16 protein-coding genes are annotated in these 17,358 nt (G+C 60.2%); 12 read left to right on the top strand and 4 right to left on the bottom strand.

All coding sequences use genetic code 11. From position 1 onward, the window contains the following. Window positions 1-8: 8 nt before the first annotated feature. From ispE to MD273_RS15065, 3 genes are read right to left on the bottom strand one after another with little or no spacing between them, the layout of a single operon-like run. Entirely contained in the window at window positions 9-872 is an 864-nt protein-coding gene (gene ispE, locus MD273_RS15055; RefSeq protein ID WP_239038621.1) for a 4-(cytidine 5'-diphospho)-2-C-methyl-D-erythritol kinase, read from the bottom strand. Beyond that, on the bottom strand, window positions 869-1,510 hold the full coding sequence (gene lolB / locus MD273_RS15060) for a lipoprotein insertase outer membrane protein LolB (RefSeq protein ID WP_239038833.1): 642 nt from the start codon (window positions 1,508-1,510) through the stop codon (window positions 869-871). Before lolB ends, ispE begins: the two co-directional genes overlap by 4 nt. After that, window positions 1,510-3,261 (bottom strand): tetratricopeptide repeat protein, encoded by a 1,752-nt coding sequence (locus tag MD273_RS15065; RefSeq protein WP_239038622.1) that lies wholly within the window; start codon window positions 3,259-3,261, stop codon window positions 1,510-1,512. Before MD273_RS15065 ends, lolB begins: the two co-directional genes overlap by 1 nt. Before the next feature lie 221 nt (window positions 3,262-3,482). On the opposite strand from MD273_RS15065, the gene hemA reads away from it, so the two are divergent. The 4 genes from hemA to MD273_RS15085 are packed head-to-tail and all read left to right on the top strand — an operon-like array spanning window position 3,483 to window position 7,474. Beyond that, window positions 3,483-4,772 (top strand): glutamyl-tRNA reductase, encoded by a 1,290-nt coding sequence (gene hemA, locus MD273_RS15070; protein WP_239038623.1) that lies wholly within the window; start codon window positions 3,483-3,485, stop codon window positions 4,770-4,772. Beyond that, the gene (prfA, locus tag MD273_RS15075) at window positions 4,769-5,857 is read left to right on the top strand and encodes a peptide chain release factor 1 (protein WP_239038624.1); all 1,089 of its coding nucleotides are present in this window, start codon (window positions 4,769-4,771) and stop codon (window positions 5,855-5,857) included. Before hemA ends, prfA begins: the two co-directional genes overlap by 4 nt. Further along, on the top strand, window positions 5,847-6,710 hold the full coding sequence (gene prmC, locus MD273_RS15080; RefSeq protein ID WP_239038625.1) for a peptide chain release factor N(5)-glutamine methyltransferase: 864 nt from the start codon (window positions 5,847-5,849) through the stop codon (window positions 6,708-6,710). Before prfA ends, prmC begins: the two co-directional genes overlap by 11 nt. A gap of 17 nt (window positions 6,711-6,727) precedes the next feature. Next, on the top strand, window positions 6,728-7,474 hold the full coding sequence (locus MD273_RS15085; RefSeq protein ID WP_239038626.1) for a HesA/MoeB/ThiF family protein: 747 nt from the start codon (window positions 6,728-6,730) through the stop codon (window positions 7,472-7,474). Window positions 7,475-7,605: 131 nt separating this feature from the next. Here the strand turns inward: MD273_RS15085 and phrB are convergent, their stop codons facing one another. Further along, on the bottom strand, window positions 7,606-9,009 hold the full coding sequence (gene phrB, locus MD273_RS15090; RefSeq protein ID WP_239038627.1) for a deoxyribodipyrimidine photo-lyase: 1,404 nt from the start codon (window positions 9,007-9,009) through the stop codon (window positions 7,606-7,608). Between the two features lie 145 nt (window positions 9,010-9,154). On the opposite strand from phrB, the gene MD273_RS15095 reads away from it, so the two are divergent. The 8 genes from MD273_RS15095 (at window position 9,155) to MD273_RS15130 (ending at window position 17,283) form a co-directional block, all read left to right on the top strand. Beyond that, on the top strand, window positions 9,155-9,970 hold the full coding sequence (locus MD273_RS15095) for a DUF432 domain-containing protein (RefSeq protein ID WP_239038628.1): 816 nt from the start codon (window positions 9,155-9,157) through the stop codon (window positions 9,968-9,970). 21 nt (window positions 9,971-9,991) lie between these two features. Then, window positions 9,992-10,882, top strand: coding sequence for a mechanosensitive ion channel family protein (locus MD273_RS15100; RefSeq protein WP_239038629.1), 891 nt, complete (start codon window positions 9,992-9,994; stop codon window positions 10,880-10,882). Next, a complete protein-coding gene (locus tag MD273_RS15105; RefSeq protein WP_239038630.1) occupies window positions 10,863-11,360 on the top strand; it encodes an ATP-dependent zinc protease family protein in 498 nt (165 codons plus the stop codon). Before MD273_RS15100 ends, MD273_RS15105 begins: the two co-directional genes overlap by 20 nt. Then, complete coding sequence (gene rimK, locus MD273_RS15110; protein WP_239038631.1) at window positions 11,357-12,262, top strand: 30S ribosomal protein S6--L-glutamate ligase; 906 nt, start codon at window positions 11,357-11,359, stop codon at window positions 12,260-12,262. Before MD273_RS15105 ends, rimK begins: the two co-directional genes overlap by 4 nt. A gap of 3 nt (window positions 12,263-12,265) precedes the next feature. After that, window positions 12,266-13,330, top strand: a complete 1,065-nt coding sequence (locus MD273_RS15115) for a succinylglutamate desuccinylase/aspartoacylase family protein (protein ID WP_239038632.1) — start codon at window positions 12,266-12,268, stop codon at window positions 13,328-13,330. A gap of 16 nt (window positions 13,331-13,346) precedes the next feature. Next, window positions 13,347-13,772: a secondary thiamine-phosphate synthase enzyme YjbQ gene (locus MD273_RS15120; RefSeq protein WP_239038633.1), complete on the top strand. Its 426-nt coding sequence runs from the start codon at window positions 13,347-13,349 to the stop codon at window positions 13,770-13,772. 265 nt (window positions 13,773-14,037) lie between these two features. After that, window positions 14,038-15,015, top strand: a complete 978-nt coding sequence (locus tag MD273_RS15125) for a TAXI family TRAP transporter solute-binding subunit (RefSeq protein ID WP_239038634.1) — start codon at window positions 14,038-14,040, stop codon at window positions 15,013-15,015. 81 nt (window positions 15,016-15,096) lie between these two features. Continuing rightward, a complete protein-coding gene (locus MD273_RS15130) occupies window positions 15,097-17,283 on the top strand; it encodes a TRAP transporter permease (RefSeq protein ID WP_239038635.1) in 2,187 nt (728 codons plus the stop codon). The last annotated feature ends 75 nt before the right edge of the window (window positions 17,284-17,358 follow it).

A 17,358-nucleotide genomic window follows, 5' to 3' on the forward strand; every position in this document is an offset into this window, starting at 1 on the left:
TTTTGGCATCATTTCAGCTCTGTCAGCTTTTGGTGAAGAGGCGATATGTTCACCCCTTTAGCTACGAACCCCGTGATGCCGGAGGGTTTGCTTTCCCAGATAATCCGGGCTGCGGATTCTGTCGGGAAACGTCCAAAAATGCAAGCCCCGGTTCCGGTTAATCTTGCAGGTCCGAATTGTGAAAGCCATTCCAGGCTCTGGTTAACCTCAGGATACAGTTTACGAACTACATCCTCACAGTCGTTTCGGTACCTCGAGGCGTCTCCCTCAAAAGCGGGCGCTATTTTGATTTTTGGGGTGTCCCTTGTCAACCCTTCTTCGGAAAAAATCTTTCCGGTGTTGATGTTGCAGGCGGGCTTGATCACAACAAACCAGTCTTCCGGCGGGTTCACGGGGGTCAGTTTTTCGCCTACGCCTTCTCCAAAGGCGGAGTGGCCGCGGACGAACACGGGTACGTCGGCCCCGAGGCTGAGGCCGATCTCAGCCAGTTCATCAAGGCTGAGGTCCATCTGCCACAGATAGTTGAGTCCCAGCAGGGTGGTGGCGGCGTTGGAGCTTCCGCCGCCCAGGCCGCCCCCCATCGGGAGGCGTTTGAACAGTTTGATGGTGACGCCGGGCAGCTCTGTGGTGGTTCGGGCTTCCAGGGCCCGGGCTGCGCGGATAATCAGATTGTCTTTGTCCGGCACTCCCGGCACGGATTCGGCAAGTCGGATGCCCGGTTGGTCGGGGGTCAGGTCAAAGCGGATCTCGTCGCCGTAGTCCAGAAACTGGAACAGCGTCTGGAGTTCGTGATAGCCATCTGGCCGGCGGCCGACGATGTGCAGGAACAGGTTGAGCTTGGCCGGCGAGGGCAGGGTGATGGAGGTTCTCATGGTCTGTTCCCGAGGTTCCGCCACTGGCCGATTACCATTCGCACCCGCTTCTCGCCTTTCAGGGCCGTGATCCGGGCGGGCAGTGCCGGATACCCATCCAGGAAGTTCTGCCAGCGGTCGTAACGGATCTCCCATCCGGACTGGCGGATGATGGCCAGTTGTTCCTGTTCGTCGAACAGGAGCCGGAAGTTCCCCCCGGGGGCGGGCAGGCCACGTATCCACCACACGAGGTTTTCAATGGGCAGTTGCCAGCCGGTGGCGGCCTGAACGAGTTCCTCGGGGTTACTGGAGCGGTAGCTGTCACCGTTGGGCAGCGTCAGTTCGATGAAACCGGGTACCCCTCGCAGAGAGGTGCTGCCCATACCCAGAAATGAAGAGGACAACGCGAGGTCATAGGCCTCGCCATTCTGGATCCAGTGATTGATCAGGGCAGTACCGCTGTCCGATGGCTGGCGGACGGCCAGCTTGCCCGAGAGTTCCCATTGATCGAACTGGCCCAGCTGGCGGCTTCTGTCGGCCCAGCCGGCCGGTGGCTGGTCGGTCATGCCTTCCGGCAAGGGCTGCAGCTGAATGGTGGTACAGGCTTGCAGCAGGGTGATCAGGGCGAGGACCGGGGCAAGTCTTGCTCCAGGGATCATCATTGCGTCCCGTCACCGGTCAGCCGTTGTATGGTTTCGCGCAGGATCTCGTGTTCCGGATCCTGGTCCAGGCCCTCCTGCCAGACGATGCGGGCCTGCTCTTCCGCCCCGGCCATCCAGAGCGCCTCGCCGTAATGGGCGGCCACCTCCGGGTCCGGGTATGCCTCCCATGCCTGTTTCAGGTATTCGAGTGCGGGCTGGAGTTGTCCCTGCTGGAACAGCACCCAGCCCATGCTGTCGAGGATGGCGGGATTCTCCGGATCCAGTTGCAGGGCGCGCTCGATGTACTTGCGGGCCTCTCCCAGCCGGTCGGTGCGGGTTGTGAGGATGTAACCCAGCGCATTCAGTGCGACCGCGTTTTCCGGCTCGGCTGCGATGATCCTGCGCAGATCATCTTCGGCCTTGTCCGGCTGGTCCATGGCGTCATAGAGCATGGCGCGCGCATAGCGCACCTGGACATTTTCCGGGAACTGGTCCAGGGCATTGGTGGCAGACTCGAGGGCCTGTTGCTGGCGGTTCTCATCCAGAAGCAGGTTGACTTCGAGTAGCCAGAAATTCTCGGCCTGCTTGGGGTGCGCCTCCCTCATGCTGCGAATATGGTCAAGCGCCTCTTTCAGGCGACCTTCCTGTGCCAGCAGGGCGCTGGAGCGGGCCAGGGCGGGGAAGTAGTAGTTGCCCTGGGCCACACTTTGATAGTAGCCGATGGCCTGCTCGGTGTTGTCTGCCTGGTCCTCGATCCGGCCCAGATAGTAGTTGGCTTCGTTGACGTGGTGTCCCTGCTCGATGAGCTGGGTCAGTTCCGTGCGTGCCAGTTCGAGTTGGCCATTCTCCAGGGCCACCAGAGCATGGGAAAGCCTCAGTCCGGGAATTTCCGGGTAGCGATTGACCAGCCGGTTGAATTCATCCTGTGCAGCCTGCAGCTCGCCTTCGTTAATGAGCATCCTCCCGTAGAGTGTGCCCATCTGCCGATTGGCCGGAAAGCGACGGGTATTCACCAGCATGTAGTCCAGTGCCTGCCGTTTTTCGCCGGTTTCGTACAGCAGGTCACCCTTCAGTACGATGGCTGGCTGGAAGTTCTCATGGTTCTCCAGTAACGGCTCGAGGCGGGCGAGGGCCTCTTGGGGCTGCCCGGAAACTTTCATCAGCAGGGCGATGCTGTATTCCAGTTCGGGGCTGTCCGGGTGGCGTTCGGCCAGCTGCTGGTAAAGGGTGAGCAGTTCCTGCTGTTGTTCCGGTGGCATATTGCCCGCGACGATCGCCAGGCTGTCAAAGTCTGCGTCACCGCCCTGATCCATGATCGTTTCCATATGGTCGAGGGCAGTTTTCAAATCGTTGCGTTTTACCGCCTGGATTGCGGAGACCCGGTGGGCCTGCGTACTCTCGGGGTTCACTTCGAGCCAGAGTTCCGCCAGTTGGGTCTGCGCGTTATCGCCGTTGAGGGACTGGGCGATTCGCATGGCTCGCTCAATGACCCCTTCATCCCGGGATTGCTTCGCGGCTTTGAGGTAATGGACCAGAGTGACGTCGTAACGGCCGCGCTGGGCAGCGATCTCGCCGCTCAAAAGGAGGTACAGGACCTCCGGCTCGAAATCTGCGTATTCGATCGGCTGTTTCGCAGGCTCGGTCTGAGTCGTTTCGGGCTGCTGCGCGGGAGCTTGCTCCTCGGTTCCGGTCAGGCTGGCGCAGCCAGGGACAATAATGAGGGTGGCGCCCATCAGGCAGGTGGCCAAAAACGGTGCGGATTTATGCATGCAACTTCCCGTTACTTGTCAACGACACATCAGAATGACCTGAACTTGAGGCAGATCGGGTCCCGGCCTTCACCGAGCCCCTATAATGGCATAAGCATCTGATCTTGCCCAACCTGTCCGCACTTGCCGAAGATTGGCGGCTTTCGGGTGGCAGGTCCGGGCAGTGACAGTTAAAATGTCGGCAATATATCCTTTATTGGCACGGGGTTTTTTCGCTCGAAATGGCATTGGTAACGCTGGGAATCAATCATCGCACTGCGCCCGTGGAGCTCCGGGAGCGGATAGCGTTCACCCCTGAGCGGATGGAAGAGGCGTTCGCCGAACTCCGGGTTGCCTCGGGGGCCAGCGAGGCGGCGATCCTTTCGACCTGCAATCGCACCGAACTGTATCTTGCCGGTGATGACGATTGCGCGCCCTTGGTGCTGCGCTGGCTGGCGGGTTTCCACAATCTGGATGCGGGCGAACTGGAAGAGGCGGTTTATGTCCACCGGGATGCGGATGCAGTTCGCCATGTCATGCGCGTTGCCGCCGGCCTGGATTCCATGGTCCTGGGTGAGCCCCAGATTTTTGGCCAGCTGAAAGATGCCTATGCCCTGGCGCGCAAGTATGGCGCCAGTGGGTCGTTTCTCTCGCGCATGTTCGAACAGACCTTTTCGGTCGCCAAGCGAGTGCGCACCCAGACCGCCATCGGTGAAAATCCGGTCTCTGTGGCCTATGCCGCCGTGAGCATGGCTCACCACATCTTTTCCGACCTGTCCCGCAACCGCGCCTTGCTTATTGGTGCCGGCAAGACCATCGAGTTGGTGGCCCAGCACCTTTCGGAGGCGGGCGTAAAGGATTTTGTGGTTGCCAACCGGACGCTCGAACGGGCCCAGTCACTGGCGGAGGCCTACGGAGGAAAAGGGATCGTCCTGTCCGAGATTCCCGACTATCTCGCCGATGTGGACATTATCATTTCCTCCACGGCCAGCCCGTTACCTATCCTGGGGAAGGGCGCCGTGGAGCGGACGCTCAAGAAACGCAAGCACCGTCCGTATTTCATGGTGGATATCGCAGTGCCCCGTGATATCGAGCCGGAGGTGGCTTCGCTTGCGGATGTCTACCTTTATACGGTGGACGACCTGCGCCAGGTGATCGAGGAGAATATCCGTTCCCGTGAGGGCGCCGCCCGGGAAGCCGAGAATCTGGTCACTGACGGGGTTCAGGCGTTCCTGAACCAGCTCAGGGCGCTCGACGCCGTGTCCACCCTCAAGCAGTTCCGTCAGCGAGCCGAGACGCTGCGGGATGCGGAAACCGAAAAAGCCCTGCGGGCACTGCGCAACGGCGGCGATCCGGAGACGGTTCTCCGCAGCCTCGCCCGGGGCCTCACCAACAAACTTCTGCATGAGCCTTCCGTACAGGTTCGCAAGGCCACGACCGAGGGCCGTACGGAGGTGACCGAGTGGCTGCGAGAGCTGCACCAGCTCGATACCCAGGAAGCGGACGCCGCCACCACACCGGAAAAACTATGAAGCCATCCATTCAGTCCCGCCTCGAACAGCTGGTTGACCGCTTCGAGGAGGTCAGCGCGTTGTTGAGTGATTCCTCCGTCATTGCCAATCAGGACAAGTTCCGGGACCTGTCCCGTGAATTCGCCGAAATCGAGCCTGTGGTGCATTGTTTCCAGGCCTGGCAGCAGTCCCTGGATGACATTGAGGCCGCGGAGGAGCTGGCGTCCGATGGCGATGCCGACATGCGCGAGATGGCCGAGGAAGAGTTGAAGAGCGCCCGCCAGAAAAGCGAGGAGCTGGACGAGGAACTCCAGCGCCTGATGCTGCCCAAGGATCCGAATGATCGGAAAAACGCGTTCCTGGAGATCCGCGCCGGTACCGGCGGCGATGAAGCAGCGATCTTTGCGGGAGACCTGTTCCGCATGTATACCCGTTATGCCGAGCGTCGCCGCTGGCAGGTGGAGGTGCTCAGTGAAAATGAAGGGGAGCATGGCGGGTTCAAGGAGGTGATTGCCCGGGTCAGCGGCGACGGCGTTTACGGTGTGCTCAAATTCGAGTCGGGTGCTCATCGCGTCCAGCGGGTCCCGGAAACCGAATCCCAGGGCCGGATCCATACTTCCGCCTGTACTGTGGCAGTGATGCCGGAGGCCGACGAGGCCGAGGCTGTGGAAATCAACAAGGGCGACCTGCGGGTGGATACTTTCCGGGCCTCAGGTGCCGGCGGCCAGCACGTCAACAAGACGGATTCGGCAATCCGGATCACCCATCTGCCCACGGGCATCGTGGTGGAGTGCCAGGAAGAACGGTCCCAACACAAGAACCGGGCCAAAGCCATGAGCCTGCTCGCGTCTCGCCTGCAGAATGCGGAAATCGAACGTCAGCAGAAAGCCCGGGCGGAGACCCGAAAAAGCCTGGTGGGCAGTGGCGACCGCTCCGAGCGAATCCGCACCTACAACTTCCCCCAGGGGCGGGTTACCGATCACCGCATCAATCTTACACTGTATAAGCTCGACGAGGTGATTGCCGGGGATCTGGACGCGGTGGTCGTTCCGCTTCAGCAGGAACATCAGGCCGAGTTGCTTGCCGCACTTGCCGATGACCAGTAATCCCTCACTGACCTGTGAAGCCCTGATCCGTGGGGCGTCAAACCGGATTGCCAGTGATACTGCCCGTCTCGATGCGGAGCTCTTGCTCAGCCATGTTACCGGTCTGAGCCGGACCAGTTTCCGGGCCTGGCCGGAGCGGGAGGTTGCTCGAGACCTTGCAGAGGCTTTCGAGCAACTGGTGAGCCGCCGGCTTGGCGGCGAGCCAATCGCCTATCTGCTGGGGAACCAGGAATTCTGGTCGCTGCCTCTGAAGGTCAGTCCCTCGACACTGATACCACGACCGGATACCGAGTGTCTGGTAGAGGTTGCTCTCGGGCTTCTGTTACCCGGCAATGCGCGGGTGCTCGACCTTGGCACCGGCACCGGGGCGATTGCCCTGGCACTGGCCTCGGAGCATCCGGAGTGGCAGGTCAGTGCCTGTGACAGCGTGGCTGAGGCCGTGGCGTTGGCGAAGGAAAACTCGGAGGCGCTGGGACTGTCGGTCAACGTGATGCAGAGTCACTGGTTTGACGATCTGCCACAGGCCAGCTTTGATCTTATTGTGTCCAATCCACCCTATATAAAAGAAGGTGATCACCATCTGGCCGAAGGCGATGTCCGTTTCGAGCCGGGTTCGGCTTTGGTGTCAGGTGTCGATGGCCTGGACGATATTCGCGAAATTGTGGCAAAGGCTCCGGATTGGCTCGCCGCCAATGGCTGGTTGCTGGTGGAGCACGGGTACGATCAGGCCCCGGCCGTGCAGGCAATATTCCGGGCCCGGGGCTTCGAGTCGGTGGCGAGCCGAAAGGACTACGGCCAGAACGACCGCATGACCCTGGGCCAGTGGCCGGGCGAGTCGGGTAACACGCAATGACGATAGGGGAGGCTGGTATGCTCAGTGACGAGGAGCTACTGCGCTACAGTCGACAGATCCTGATGCCCCGGTTTGATATTGCCGGGCAGGAGAAGCTCAAATCCGCACGGGTGCTGGTGATTGGTGCCGGCGGTCTTGGATGTCCGGTTGCCTTGTACCTCGGGGCTGCCGGGGTTGGCCACCTGACGCTGGTGGATGACGACGACATCGAGCTGGCCAACCTCCAGCGCCAGATCGGTTTTGACCAGAATCAGCTCGGAGATTCCAAGGCAGAGAGTCTGGCGGATCGGGTTCGGCGGATCAATCCGCTGGTGTCGGTGACCGCACTCAAGGACCGTCTGGATGGCGAGGAACTGGCCCGATGGGTGGAGGAAGCCAGCCTGGTGGTGGATTGCAGTGACAATTTCCACACCCGTTTTTCTCTGAATAGGGCCTGTGTTGCCGCGAAAGTGCCGCTTGTGTCGGGCGCGGCCATCCGTGGCGAGGGCCAGTTGTCGGTGTACGACCGCCGGGTTGAGGGCAGTCCCTGTTATCACTGTCTCTATCCGGAGCAGGGTAATGAGGACCTGACCTGTTCACAGGCCGGGGTGATTGCGCCGCTGGTGGGCATGATCGGGTCTGCCCAGGCGATGGAGGCAATCAAGGTGATTACTGGTGTGGGCAAGCCGTTGGTAGGGCGGTTGCTGTTGCTTGATGCCTGGGAGATGCAGTGGCGTGAGATGAAGCTGGCTCGGGATCCTGATTGTCCGGTCTGTTCAGGGTGACGGGGTAGGCAGTGTTGGCCGAGGCCTGCCCAAAACAGGCCGTGAATACGTCCCTTTAGGCTCCGCTCCGCCATCCATGGCTCCGCACAGTTTTGGACAGACCTTTCCCAACCCTGCCGCTGACCTGTGAGTCAGTCCTTCAATGCCTGAAACTTCGCGATGGCCTCTTTTCTGCTTTCCTTCAAATCCACAATTGGCCTTGGATACCCTTTCGGAATGACGCCCCCCTTTGCGCCGGGGTCGTGAATCCGTTTGCCGTCCAGTTTTGCCAGTTCCGGCACCCATTGCCGGATAAACTCACCCTCCGGGTCGAAGCGTTCGCTCTGGGTCACCGGGTTGAACACCCGGAAATAGGGCGCGGCGTCGGTACCGGTGGAGGCACTCCACTGCCAGCCGCCGTTGTTCGAGGCCAGGAAGCCGTCCACCAGTTTTGACATGAAGTAAGCTTCGCCCAGACGCCAGTCGATGAACAGGTTCTTGGTCAGGAACATGGCCGTGACCATGCGCAAGCGGTTGTGCATCCAGCCGGTTTTGTTGAGTTGGCGCATGGCGGCGTCGACGATGGGGATGCCGGTCCGGCCCTCTTTCCAGGCCTCGAAGGTGTCGCCCGGTGTGTTCCAGTCCAGCGCCTCAGTCTCCGGCTTGAACGCCCGATGCATGCTGACCCGGGGATAGTGGTAGAGGATGTGGATGTAGAAGTCCCGCCAGGCAATTTCGTTGGTCCAGGTGGTCAGCCCCTCCTGATTGCCGCCTTTACCCTGGGTCTCTCGTGCTGCCAGCAGGCACTGGCGGCCGGACAGAACGCCATTGGCCAGGTAAGGCGACAGCTGGCTGGTGCCGTCGACGGCGGGAAAGTCGCGCTGGTCCTTGTAGGCGCCGGCCCGTTTCTGCAGGAAATTCTCGAGCTGGTCATGGGCGGCATCCTCGCCGGTTTTCACCAGTGCCGCTGGTGCATTGCGAAAAGCCTGCGGTGTATCTTCGATCCACTCTGGCTTGAGGGCGTCGCCACGGGCGGCCGGCGCCGGGAACAGTTCTGGCGCGTTTTCCTCGATCCAGTTGCGCCAGCGGCGGGAGAAGGGGGTGAAGACCGAGTAAGGGTCTCCCTGCCCGGTCCGGATTTCGCCCACCGGGGCAACGGTCTGGTCCCGGTATTTACAGAGTTCCACGGGCAGATCGGTGATCCGCTGTTTCAGGGTCTTGTCCCGGCGACGCTCGTTGATCCCGTATTCTTCATTGAAGTGCAGCCGGGTCACATCATGGTCGCGGCAGTGGTTCAGCAGCGAGTCGAGGCTATCTTCGAACCTGTCCGCATACAGGAAGGTCAGGGGAATCCCGAGCCGGGAGAGGGATTCGGCGAGGGCGTTGGCGTGATCGACCACGAACCGGACCCGGGCCGGTGACCAGTCGTGCTCCTGCCACTGCCCCGGGGTGAGGATGTAACAGGCGCGGACCCGATCCCCGGAGTTGCAGGCGGCGGTCAGTGCCGGGTTGTCGGCCAGCCGGAGATCGTTTCTGAACCAGACCAGTTGCGTCATTGGATACCCTGTGTTTCCGGGCCGTTCCTGTACGGGTAATCACGGCCCCTGTTTGTAATGAAATCACTGACTTGGATATTCGCTGGGGTGTCCGGTTTGGATTATAGTAAGGCGGAGCATTTATGGCAGCAAGGGTCAGGAATGAATGGAACAGGATACCGAAAGCCGGCAAGAGGGCGCCTGGGCGCAACCATACAGTCTGGTCTCCGGCGACACCCGGTATCACGAACTGGGCCATGTTCAGCTCTGGGTGACGCTGCTGGACCTGGAGTGGCAGGTTCGGGTCAGGAATCTTGAGGCCCGGGGGGATCCGTCAAGCTGGATTGCCGAAACCAGTCACGTTCTGCCGTCACCCGACGTGCCCCTGCAGCGATTTGTGCGTGCGGATCGGAACGATGGCACTCTGACCCTGATTCCTGCGATGGCTGATCTTCCGACGGTTATCCGGCCGTTCCAGCCGTTGACCATCCCGGCCGGAGCCCGATGCGTGATCTACGTCGGGACCACGGTGTGGATGAAGATCTGTGCAGGTGGCGCGGAAGGCTCCGTGCTTACCGAAGTGCCGTTGTCCACGCCGTTGCTGACCTGGGTTGGGGGCAACACCATGGAGGGGGAGCTTTGCTATTCCTCCTCCAGCTTTGCCCGTCTGGTGCTTGAGGCGGTTCCCAAGCGGCCCTGGCGGGCTGTGACTCCGGTGACCATCATCAATGGTCGTTCAGAGCCACTGCTGCTCGAGCGTTTCAATCTGCCGACCCCCATGCTTTCCCTTTACCGGAATGAAAAGGGACAGTTATGGACGCCGGGTGTTACTGTGGAATGCGAGACCGACATGACCTCGGCGATTCTGCGTGTGGAGCAAGGGCTTCATCCGGCAGCCGGTGACTGCCAAAAGGTGGGTAACGCCCGCGAAGTGGCATCCCGGGGACGGCTTGTCCGGGCGTTCGATCGGATGTTTGGTTAACGGTAATCGGGAGCTCCTGTTTTGCTGGATAGTCTCAATACAGCTTTGCTCGACATCTGGAACGGTATTGCCTGGGGCAAGTGGATAGGCTCACTCTTCCTGCTGGTCCTTGGAATCGTCCTGGCCTCCCTGGCCGCCCGCAGTGTCAGCCGGGTGATGGCCCAGCGATCTTCTCGCCACCACGTGGCGATGTTCCGTCGCCTCGTGTTCTACGTGATTGTTCTCCTGTTCGGGGTTGCCGCCCTGAGGGAGGCCGGTTTCTCCCTGGAAGTGGTCCTGGGAGCGGCGGGTATTCTGACGGTCGCGGTGGGTTTTGCCTCCCAGACGTCCGCCTCGAACATGATCAGCGGTCTGTTTCTCCTGGTGGAAAAGCCCTTTGAAATCGGCGACTTCATCGAAGTGGATACGCGGGTCGGGGAAGTGGTCGGTATTGACATGCTGAGTGTGAAACTGCGCACGCCGGACAACCTCTACGTCCGTATTCCCAATGAAACCCTGATCAAAAGTCCGGTGGTGAACCGCTCGCGCTTTCCCATCCGTCGCCTAGACCTCTCCGTGGGCATTGCCTACGCTGAAGATGTAGAGAAAGTGGAACGTTTGTTGCTGGAATTGGCGGGGAAGAATCCGGTATGCCTGGAAGAGCCGCGGCCATTTGTGCTGGTTACCGGCTTCGGACCCTCTTCGGTGGATCTCCAGTTCTCGTTCTGGGTGCCCCGTGACAAAGTCCTGGAGGGGCGCAGCCGAATGATGGTAGCAATCAAGCAGGCGCTTGATGCCGAAGGTATCGAGATTCCGTTCCCGCACACCAGTATCTATGCCGGCAGCCATTCAGAACCCTTCCAGGTGCGGCTGCTTGGCCCGGATATACCCAACGCAGAAAAGGATTTACCGGATGTCGAAAAAAGAGACTGACCAGTCCACGTTGAAAGGGGCTGCCTCTGCTGACAACAGGGTCAGCCTGGGCTGGCGGGAGTGGGTGGCGTTGCCGGATCTGGATATCACCCGTATCAAGGCCAAGGTGGATACCGGAGCCCGCACTTCCTGCCTGCACACGTTCCGGACCGAGCCGTATACCGAGAATGGCGAGCGGCGGGTCCGGTTCTGGGTGCACCCGGTCCAGAACAATCTGCACCAGGTGGTGGAGTGTGACGCGAAGGTGCTGGATGAGCGCGAGGTGTCTGATTCCGGAGGCCATCGGGAGCTGCGCCTGGTGATTGAGACCACGGTGGTGATCGGGGACCAGAGCTGGCCCGTTGAAATGACTCTCACCAACCGGGATTCCATGAGATTTCGAATGTTGCTCGGGCGCACTGCCATGGCCGGCCGCTCGATGGTATTCCCTGAAGCTTCCTATCTTGCCGGTGAGCCGGTTCTAAGGACTGAAAAATGAAAATAGCAGTACTGTCGCGGAACAAGAACCTCTACTCCACCCGTCGCCTCGTGGAGGAGGGCATCAATCGCGGCCACGAGGTGCGGGTCATCGATTGCCTGCACTGCTCCATGAACATTACCTCGGCCAAGCCCCAGATCAGTTATCACGAAGAGATTCTCGAGGACTTCGATGTGGTGATTCCCCGTATCGGGGCATCGGTGACCTTTTATGGCACGGCGGTGTTGCGCCAGTTCGAGATGATGGGCGTTTTTCCGGTCAATGAGTCGGTGGCCATCACCCGCAGCCGTGACAAGCTGCGTTCACTCCAGCTGCTCGCGCGGAAGGGGGTCGGCATGCCGGTCACCGGGTTTGCCAACAAGCCGGACAACGTGCCAGAGCTGCTGAAAATGGTGGGCGGTGCACCGGTCGTGATCAAGCTGTTGCAGGGCACCCAGGGCATCGGTGTGGTGCTGGCGGAAACCCGGAAGGCCGCAGAAAGTGTCATTGAGGCTTTTATGGGGCTGAAAGCAGACATTCTGGTTCAGGAATTCATCAAGGAAGCCGGTGGTGCGGATATCCGGTGTTTTGTCATCGGTGACAAGGTCATCGCGGCCATGAAACGCCAGGGCGCGGAGGGAGAGTTTCGGTCCAATCTGCATCGCGGTGGGACGGCTTCGCTGGTTCGTATCACGCCGGAGGAACGGCGCACGGCAATCATGGCTGCCAAGTCCATGGGGCTCAATGTGGCAGGTGTCGACCTGTTGCGCTCCAGTCGCGGCCCCCTGGTGATGGAAGTGAATTCCTCGCCGGGCCTGGAGGGCATCGAGAATGCCACCGGGAAAAATGTGGCGGGGATGATCATCAACTGGACCGAGAAGAACCAGAAGCCTTGGAAAACCAGAACCAAGGGAAGGGGCTGACCCATGGCTCGAGCCCCGTTCGAGATTGCGGGCACCCAGGTCAAACCGGGAACGCGGGAAACGGTCGAGGTCCCGGTTGCCAAGCTCTACACCCACACGCCTCTGCATATTCCGGTAGAGGTGGTGCACGGGCGCAGGGATGGCCCGGTTTTGATGGTCTGTGGCGCCATCCATGGCGATGAAATCAACGGCGTAGAGATTGTGCGCCGGGTACTGACCAACTCGGCGCTGCGTCATCTGAGGGGGACCCTCGTGGCGGTGCCGATCGTCAACATCTTCGGCTTCGTCCAAAGAACACGGTATCTGCCGGATCGCCGTGATCTGAACCGGTGTTTCCCCGGGAGCGAGAGCGGTTCGCTCGGCGGTCGCATCGCCTACCTGCTGCGCACCAAGATCATGGAGAGTGTGACCCATATCATCGATCTGCATACAGGAGCCATCCACCGGTTCAACCTGCCGCAGATCCGGGCGGAACTGAAGAACCCGGAGACGGTGAGAATGGCCGAGGCCTTCGGTGCACCGATTATCATCAACGCAAGCCTGCGGGAAGGCAGCCTGCGGGCCTATGCCGATTCCCAGGATATTCCGGTCATCACGTTTGAAGGCGGCGAGGCCCTGAGATTTGATGATGTCGTTATTACCAGTGGCGTCAAAGGTGTGATCCGTGTCATGCGGGAACTGGAGATGGTTCCGGCAAAGAAGGGGCCCAAGGCCCCGAAGAAACGCTCGGAGACGGCAGCCAACTCCCAGTGGGTCAGGGCGGACATTGATGGCATCATGCGTCCGGTGGCCCGACTGGGGCAGAAGGTGCGCAAGGGACAGAGGCTGGCCATGGTGGCCGATCCCTTCGGTGAGACCGAGGAGGCGGTGACGTCCCCGTGCTCCGGCATTGTGATCTGTGTGAACAATCTGCCGCTGGTGAACGAGGGCGAGGCGATCTACCACGTTGCCCGTTTCGACGAGCTCAGTGAAGCGGAGAAGGCGATGGATTATTTCCGCAGTTCCTTCGAGGCGGAGGTCAGCGAGGCGGTGGTACCTGTACATCCGTGGGATGAACTTCAGAAATAGTCGACCGGGAGTTGCCATGATCTGGGATCAAACCATTATTGAGCTGGCTCCGCTGCCCCGGGGCTTCCACCTGGTCACCAACGAGGTGTTGTCGCAGGCGCCGAGCCTTTCCAACTGCGAGATGGGGCTGTTACACCTGTTTATCCAGCATACCTCGGCTTCTCTGGCGGTGAATGAGAATGCCGATCCTGATGTGCGTGGTGATCTGGAGCGCCACTTCAATGTCATGGTGCCGGAGAATGCGTCCCACTACGAACACGTCATGGAAGGGCCGGATGACATGCCGGCCCATATCAAGAGTGTCCTGATCGGGCCATCCCTGACCCTGCCGGTTTCCCGGGGGCACCTCGCCCTTGGAACCTGGCAGGGCATCTATCTGTGTGAACACCGGGACCGGGCCGGCAGCCGCCGGATTGTCGCCACGCTTCAGGGGCGTTGGTAACGCCCCGGGGCCAGGTAAGCGATCCTGCCCTTTCCCGACATCCTTTCTTGCTTGCGCCAGGTATGGAAATCCACCCATTAGCATTCAGTAATGGGTGGGTTTCCATACATTCTGGTCTTGTCGTTTTCAGTAGGTGGCCTTTAAGCGTCTGTTTTGTAGGTATTTTCCGAAGCTGGTCCGCTCCTTGCTCACTGTTGGACTCAACGTGGCCGTTAACGGTCGCGTCAAGAACCCAACAAACAAAACGATATGGGGAGCATCCTCTATGAATATCAAAGCCATTCTGGCAGCCGCTGTTGCCACTTCTGCCATTGCCAACCCTGCCATTGCCCAGGACAAGTCTGACTGGCCCGAAAGCTTCACGATCGGTACTGCCAGCCAGGGGGGCACCTACTTTGCCTATGGTTCCGGTTGGGCCAACTACATGGCCGAGAACCTGGGTATTTCCGGTGGCACCGAGATTACCGGCGGCCCGATGCAGAACATGGCTCTGGTTCATACCGGCGACCTGAATTTCGGCCTGACCACCATGGGTCCCGCCCGTGAATCGCTGGATGGTAACAGTCCTCTGGCTCCGGGCATGCAGATGGACAATGTCTGTGCCATGTTTCCGATGTACGAGACACCGTTCTCCATCACCACTCTGGCAAGCTCCGGCATCACCTCCATCGACGATATTCCGGATGGCGCGACCATCGGTTTCGGCCCGGCCGGTTCCACCTCCGATACCTACTTCCCGCGGATGATGGAAACCCTGGGTGTGGATTTCGAGCGTCGTAACGGCAGCTGGTCCGACCTGGGCGGGCAGCTCCAGGATGGCCTGATTGATGTGGTGGCCTTCGCTGCCGGCATCCCCATTCCTGCTGTCAGCCAGCTGGAAGTCCAGACTGACGTGAACATCATCGGCATGAACGATGAGCAGGCGGCCAGGATCACCGACGCTTTCCCGGTCTCTGAGTTCGTGATTCCGGCCAGCACCTACCAGTCCCTCGAAGAGCCGTCACGCGTGGTGTCCATGTGGAACTTCGCCATCGCAAACTGTGATGCCCCGGACAGCCTGGTGTACGAAATGGTCAAGCTGACCATGGAGAACAACGACAAGATGGTCTCCATTCATAAGGCGGCACGGACCACGATTCCCGAGAACTACACAAAGAACAACGTCCTGCCCTGGCATCCGGGTGCAGCTCGCTGGTTCAACGAAAACGGCTACGAGATTCCTGAAAGCAACATTGGCAAATAACCGTTATGTCTGAGGGGCCGTCACTGCGGCCCCAACTTCCGGTTCCCAACCGATCCGGCTTCTTCGATAGCAGGTTGAATCATGACCACTGAACACGAAATCCAGCATTCGCCCCGGGTTACCGAGGACGAAGATCATATCCTTGCTCACAATGTCGACGAGGAACCTGTTGAGGCGAATCGACGTCTGTTCGAAGGCGGGCTGCTCAAACTCGTCACATTGCTGACGATCGCCTACTCGTCATTCCATCTATACACGCTGAACATTGCGCCGCTCGAAACCTGGTCCTTCCGGATCATCCACGTTGCGGGCGCTCTTTTCCTCGGCTTCATGCTCTATGCAGGAGCCCGTTTTGCCTCTGCTGAGGAGGGCGAGGCACGCCACCGGTGGACCACCTGGATTGCCGGGGTAGCCATGCTCCCCGCGCTGTACGCGCTGTATCAGAGCTTCGCTTTCTACCAGATGCTGAACGGCGGTGCGATGCGCATCGCGCCAGAGCTGGAAACCTGGCACTACGGCTGGCCGCTGATTGCGGCGACGGCAGTCGGTATTGTGATGAGCTGGTTCCATCAGCGTGGTCGGGGGCGTTTCAGCCTTCCAGACCTGGTGTTGATGGTCTGTTCGGTCGCGGTTGCGGCCTATCTACTGGTGGTGTTCAACACCCCGATCCGGATGTCCACCGGCACCCCGTTCTCTCCGGTGGGGATTTCTTTTGCGGCGGTTGCCGGTTCCGCCCTGATTCTCGAGCTGACCCGACGGGTGGCAGGCATGGCGCTGGTGATCATCGGCCTGGTGTTCCTGGCCTATGTCTTTGCCGGCCCCTATCTGCCCGGGTTCCTGGGCTATCCGGGACTGAGCGTTAAGCGCTTCTTCAGTCAGGTGTACACCGATGCCGGCATCCTCGGCCCGACTACCGCGGTTTCCTCTACGTACATCATTCTGTTCATCATCTTTGCCGCTTTCCTGCAGGCGTCCAAGGTGGGTGACTACTTCGTCAACTTCGCCTTTGCCGCGGCCGGTCGCTCCCGTGGTGGTCCCGCCAAGGTGTCCATCTTCGCGTCTGGCCTGATGGGTATGATCAACGGCACCAGTGCCGGTAACGTGGTGTCCACCGGTTCCCTGACCATTCCGCTGATGAAGAAGGTGGGCTACAAGAAGACTTCCGCCGGCGCGGTGGAAGCCGCTGCATCGACCGGTGGCCAGATCATGCCGCCGATCATGGGGGCCGGCGCCTTCATCATGGCGGAAATTACCGGCATTCCGTATACCGAAATTGCCATTGCCGCGATCATCCCGGCGATACTGTACTTCGCATCCGTTTACTTCATGGTGGATTTTGAAGCCGCCAAGACCGGGATGCGCGGTATGCGCGAGGACGAGTTGCCCAAGCTGGGGCGCCTGATGAAGCAGTGCTACCTGTTTGTCCCGATCATCATCCTGGTGGTGGCGCTGTTCATGGGCTATTCGGTCATTCGCGCCGGTACCCTGGCGACCGTGTCCGCCGCAGTGGTCAGCTGGATTTCGCCGAACAAGATGGGGATTCGCGCCATTCTGAGGGCGCTGGATATCGCGTCGATCATGTCGATCCAGATCATCGTGGTCTGCGCCGCCGCCGGTATCATCGTGGGTGTGATTTCCCTGACCGGTGTCGGTGCGCGGTTCTCCGTGCTGCTGCTGGATGTCGCCGAACACAGCAATCTGCTGGCGCTGATCTTCGCGATGTTCATTTCCATTCTGCTGGGGATGGGCATGCCAACCACGGCGGCCTATGCGGTAGCGGCTTCAGTGGTGGCGCCCGGCCTGGTGCAGTTGGGGATTGAGCCGCTGACCGCACACTTCTTCGTGTTCTACTTTGCGGTGGTTTCCGCCATCACGCCGCCAGTGGCGCTGGCGTCCTATGCGGCGGCTGGTATCTCCGGGGCCAACGCCATGGAGACATCGGTAGCGTCCTTCCGCATCGGTATTGCCGCTTTCATCGTGCCGTTCATGTTCTTCTACAACGATGCACTGTTGATGGAAGCTGGCTGGTTCGAGATCGGTCGGGCCCTGGTGACCGCCACTTTTGGTGTCTACCTGTTGTCCGGTGGTGTCATGGGATGGTTTGCGCGGGTCGCGGCGCCCTGGGCCACCCGCTTGCTGCTGATTCTTGCCGCATTGATGATGATTGAAGGCGGTCTCTGGACCGATCTCGGTGGCGTAGGCGCCGCGGTCGTAGCCTTCCTGATTCAGCGTCAGCGTCGGGACCGTCTGGCACCGGCAGTCTCATGACAGGCTGAGTCGCATTCCGGTCGGGCGGGCGCAGCGCTGGTTGTTTCCGCTCGACCGGGGCGCTAGGCTAACGAT

The organism is Marinobacter sp. C7, assembly GCF_022343555.1.
In the GTDB taxonomy this organism is placed as follows: domain Bacteria; phylum Pseudomonadota; class Gammaproteobacteria; order Pseudomonadales; family Oleiphilaceae; genus Marinobacter.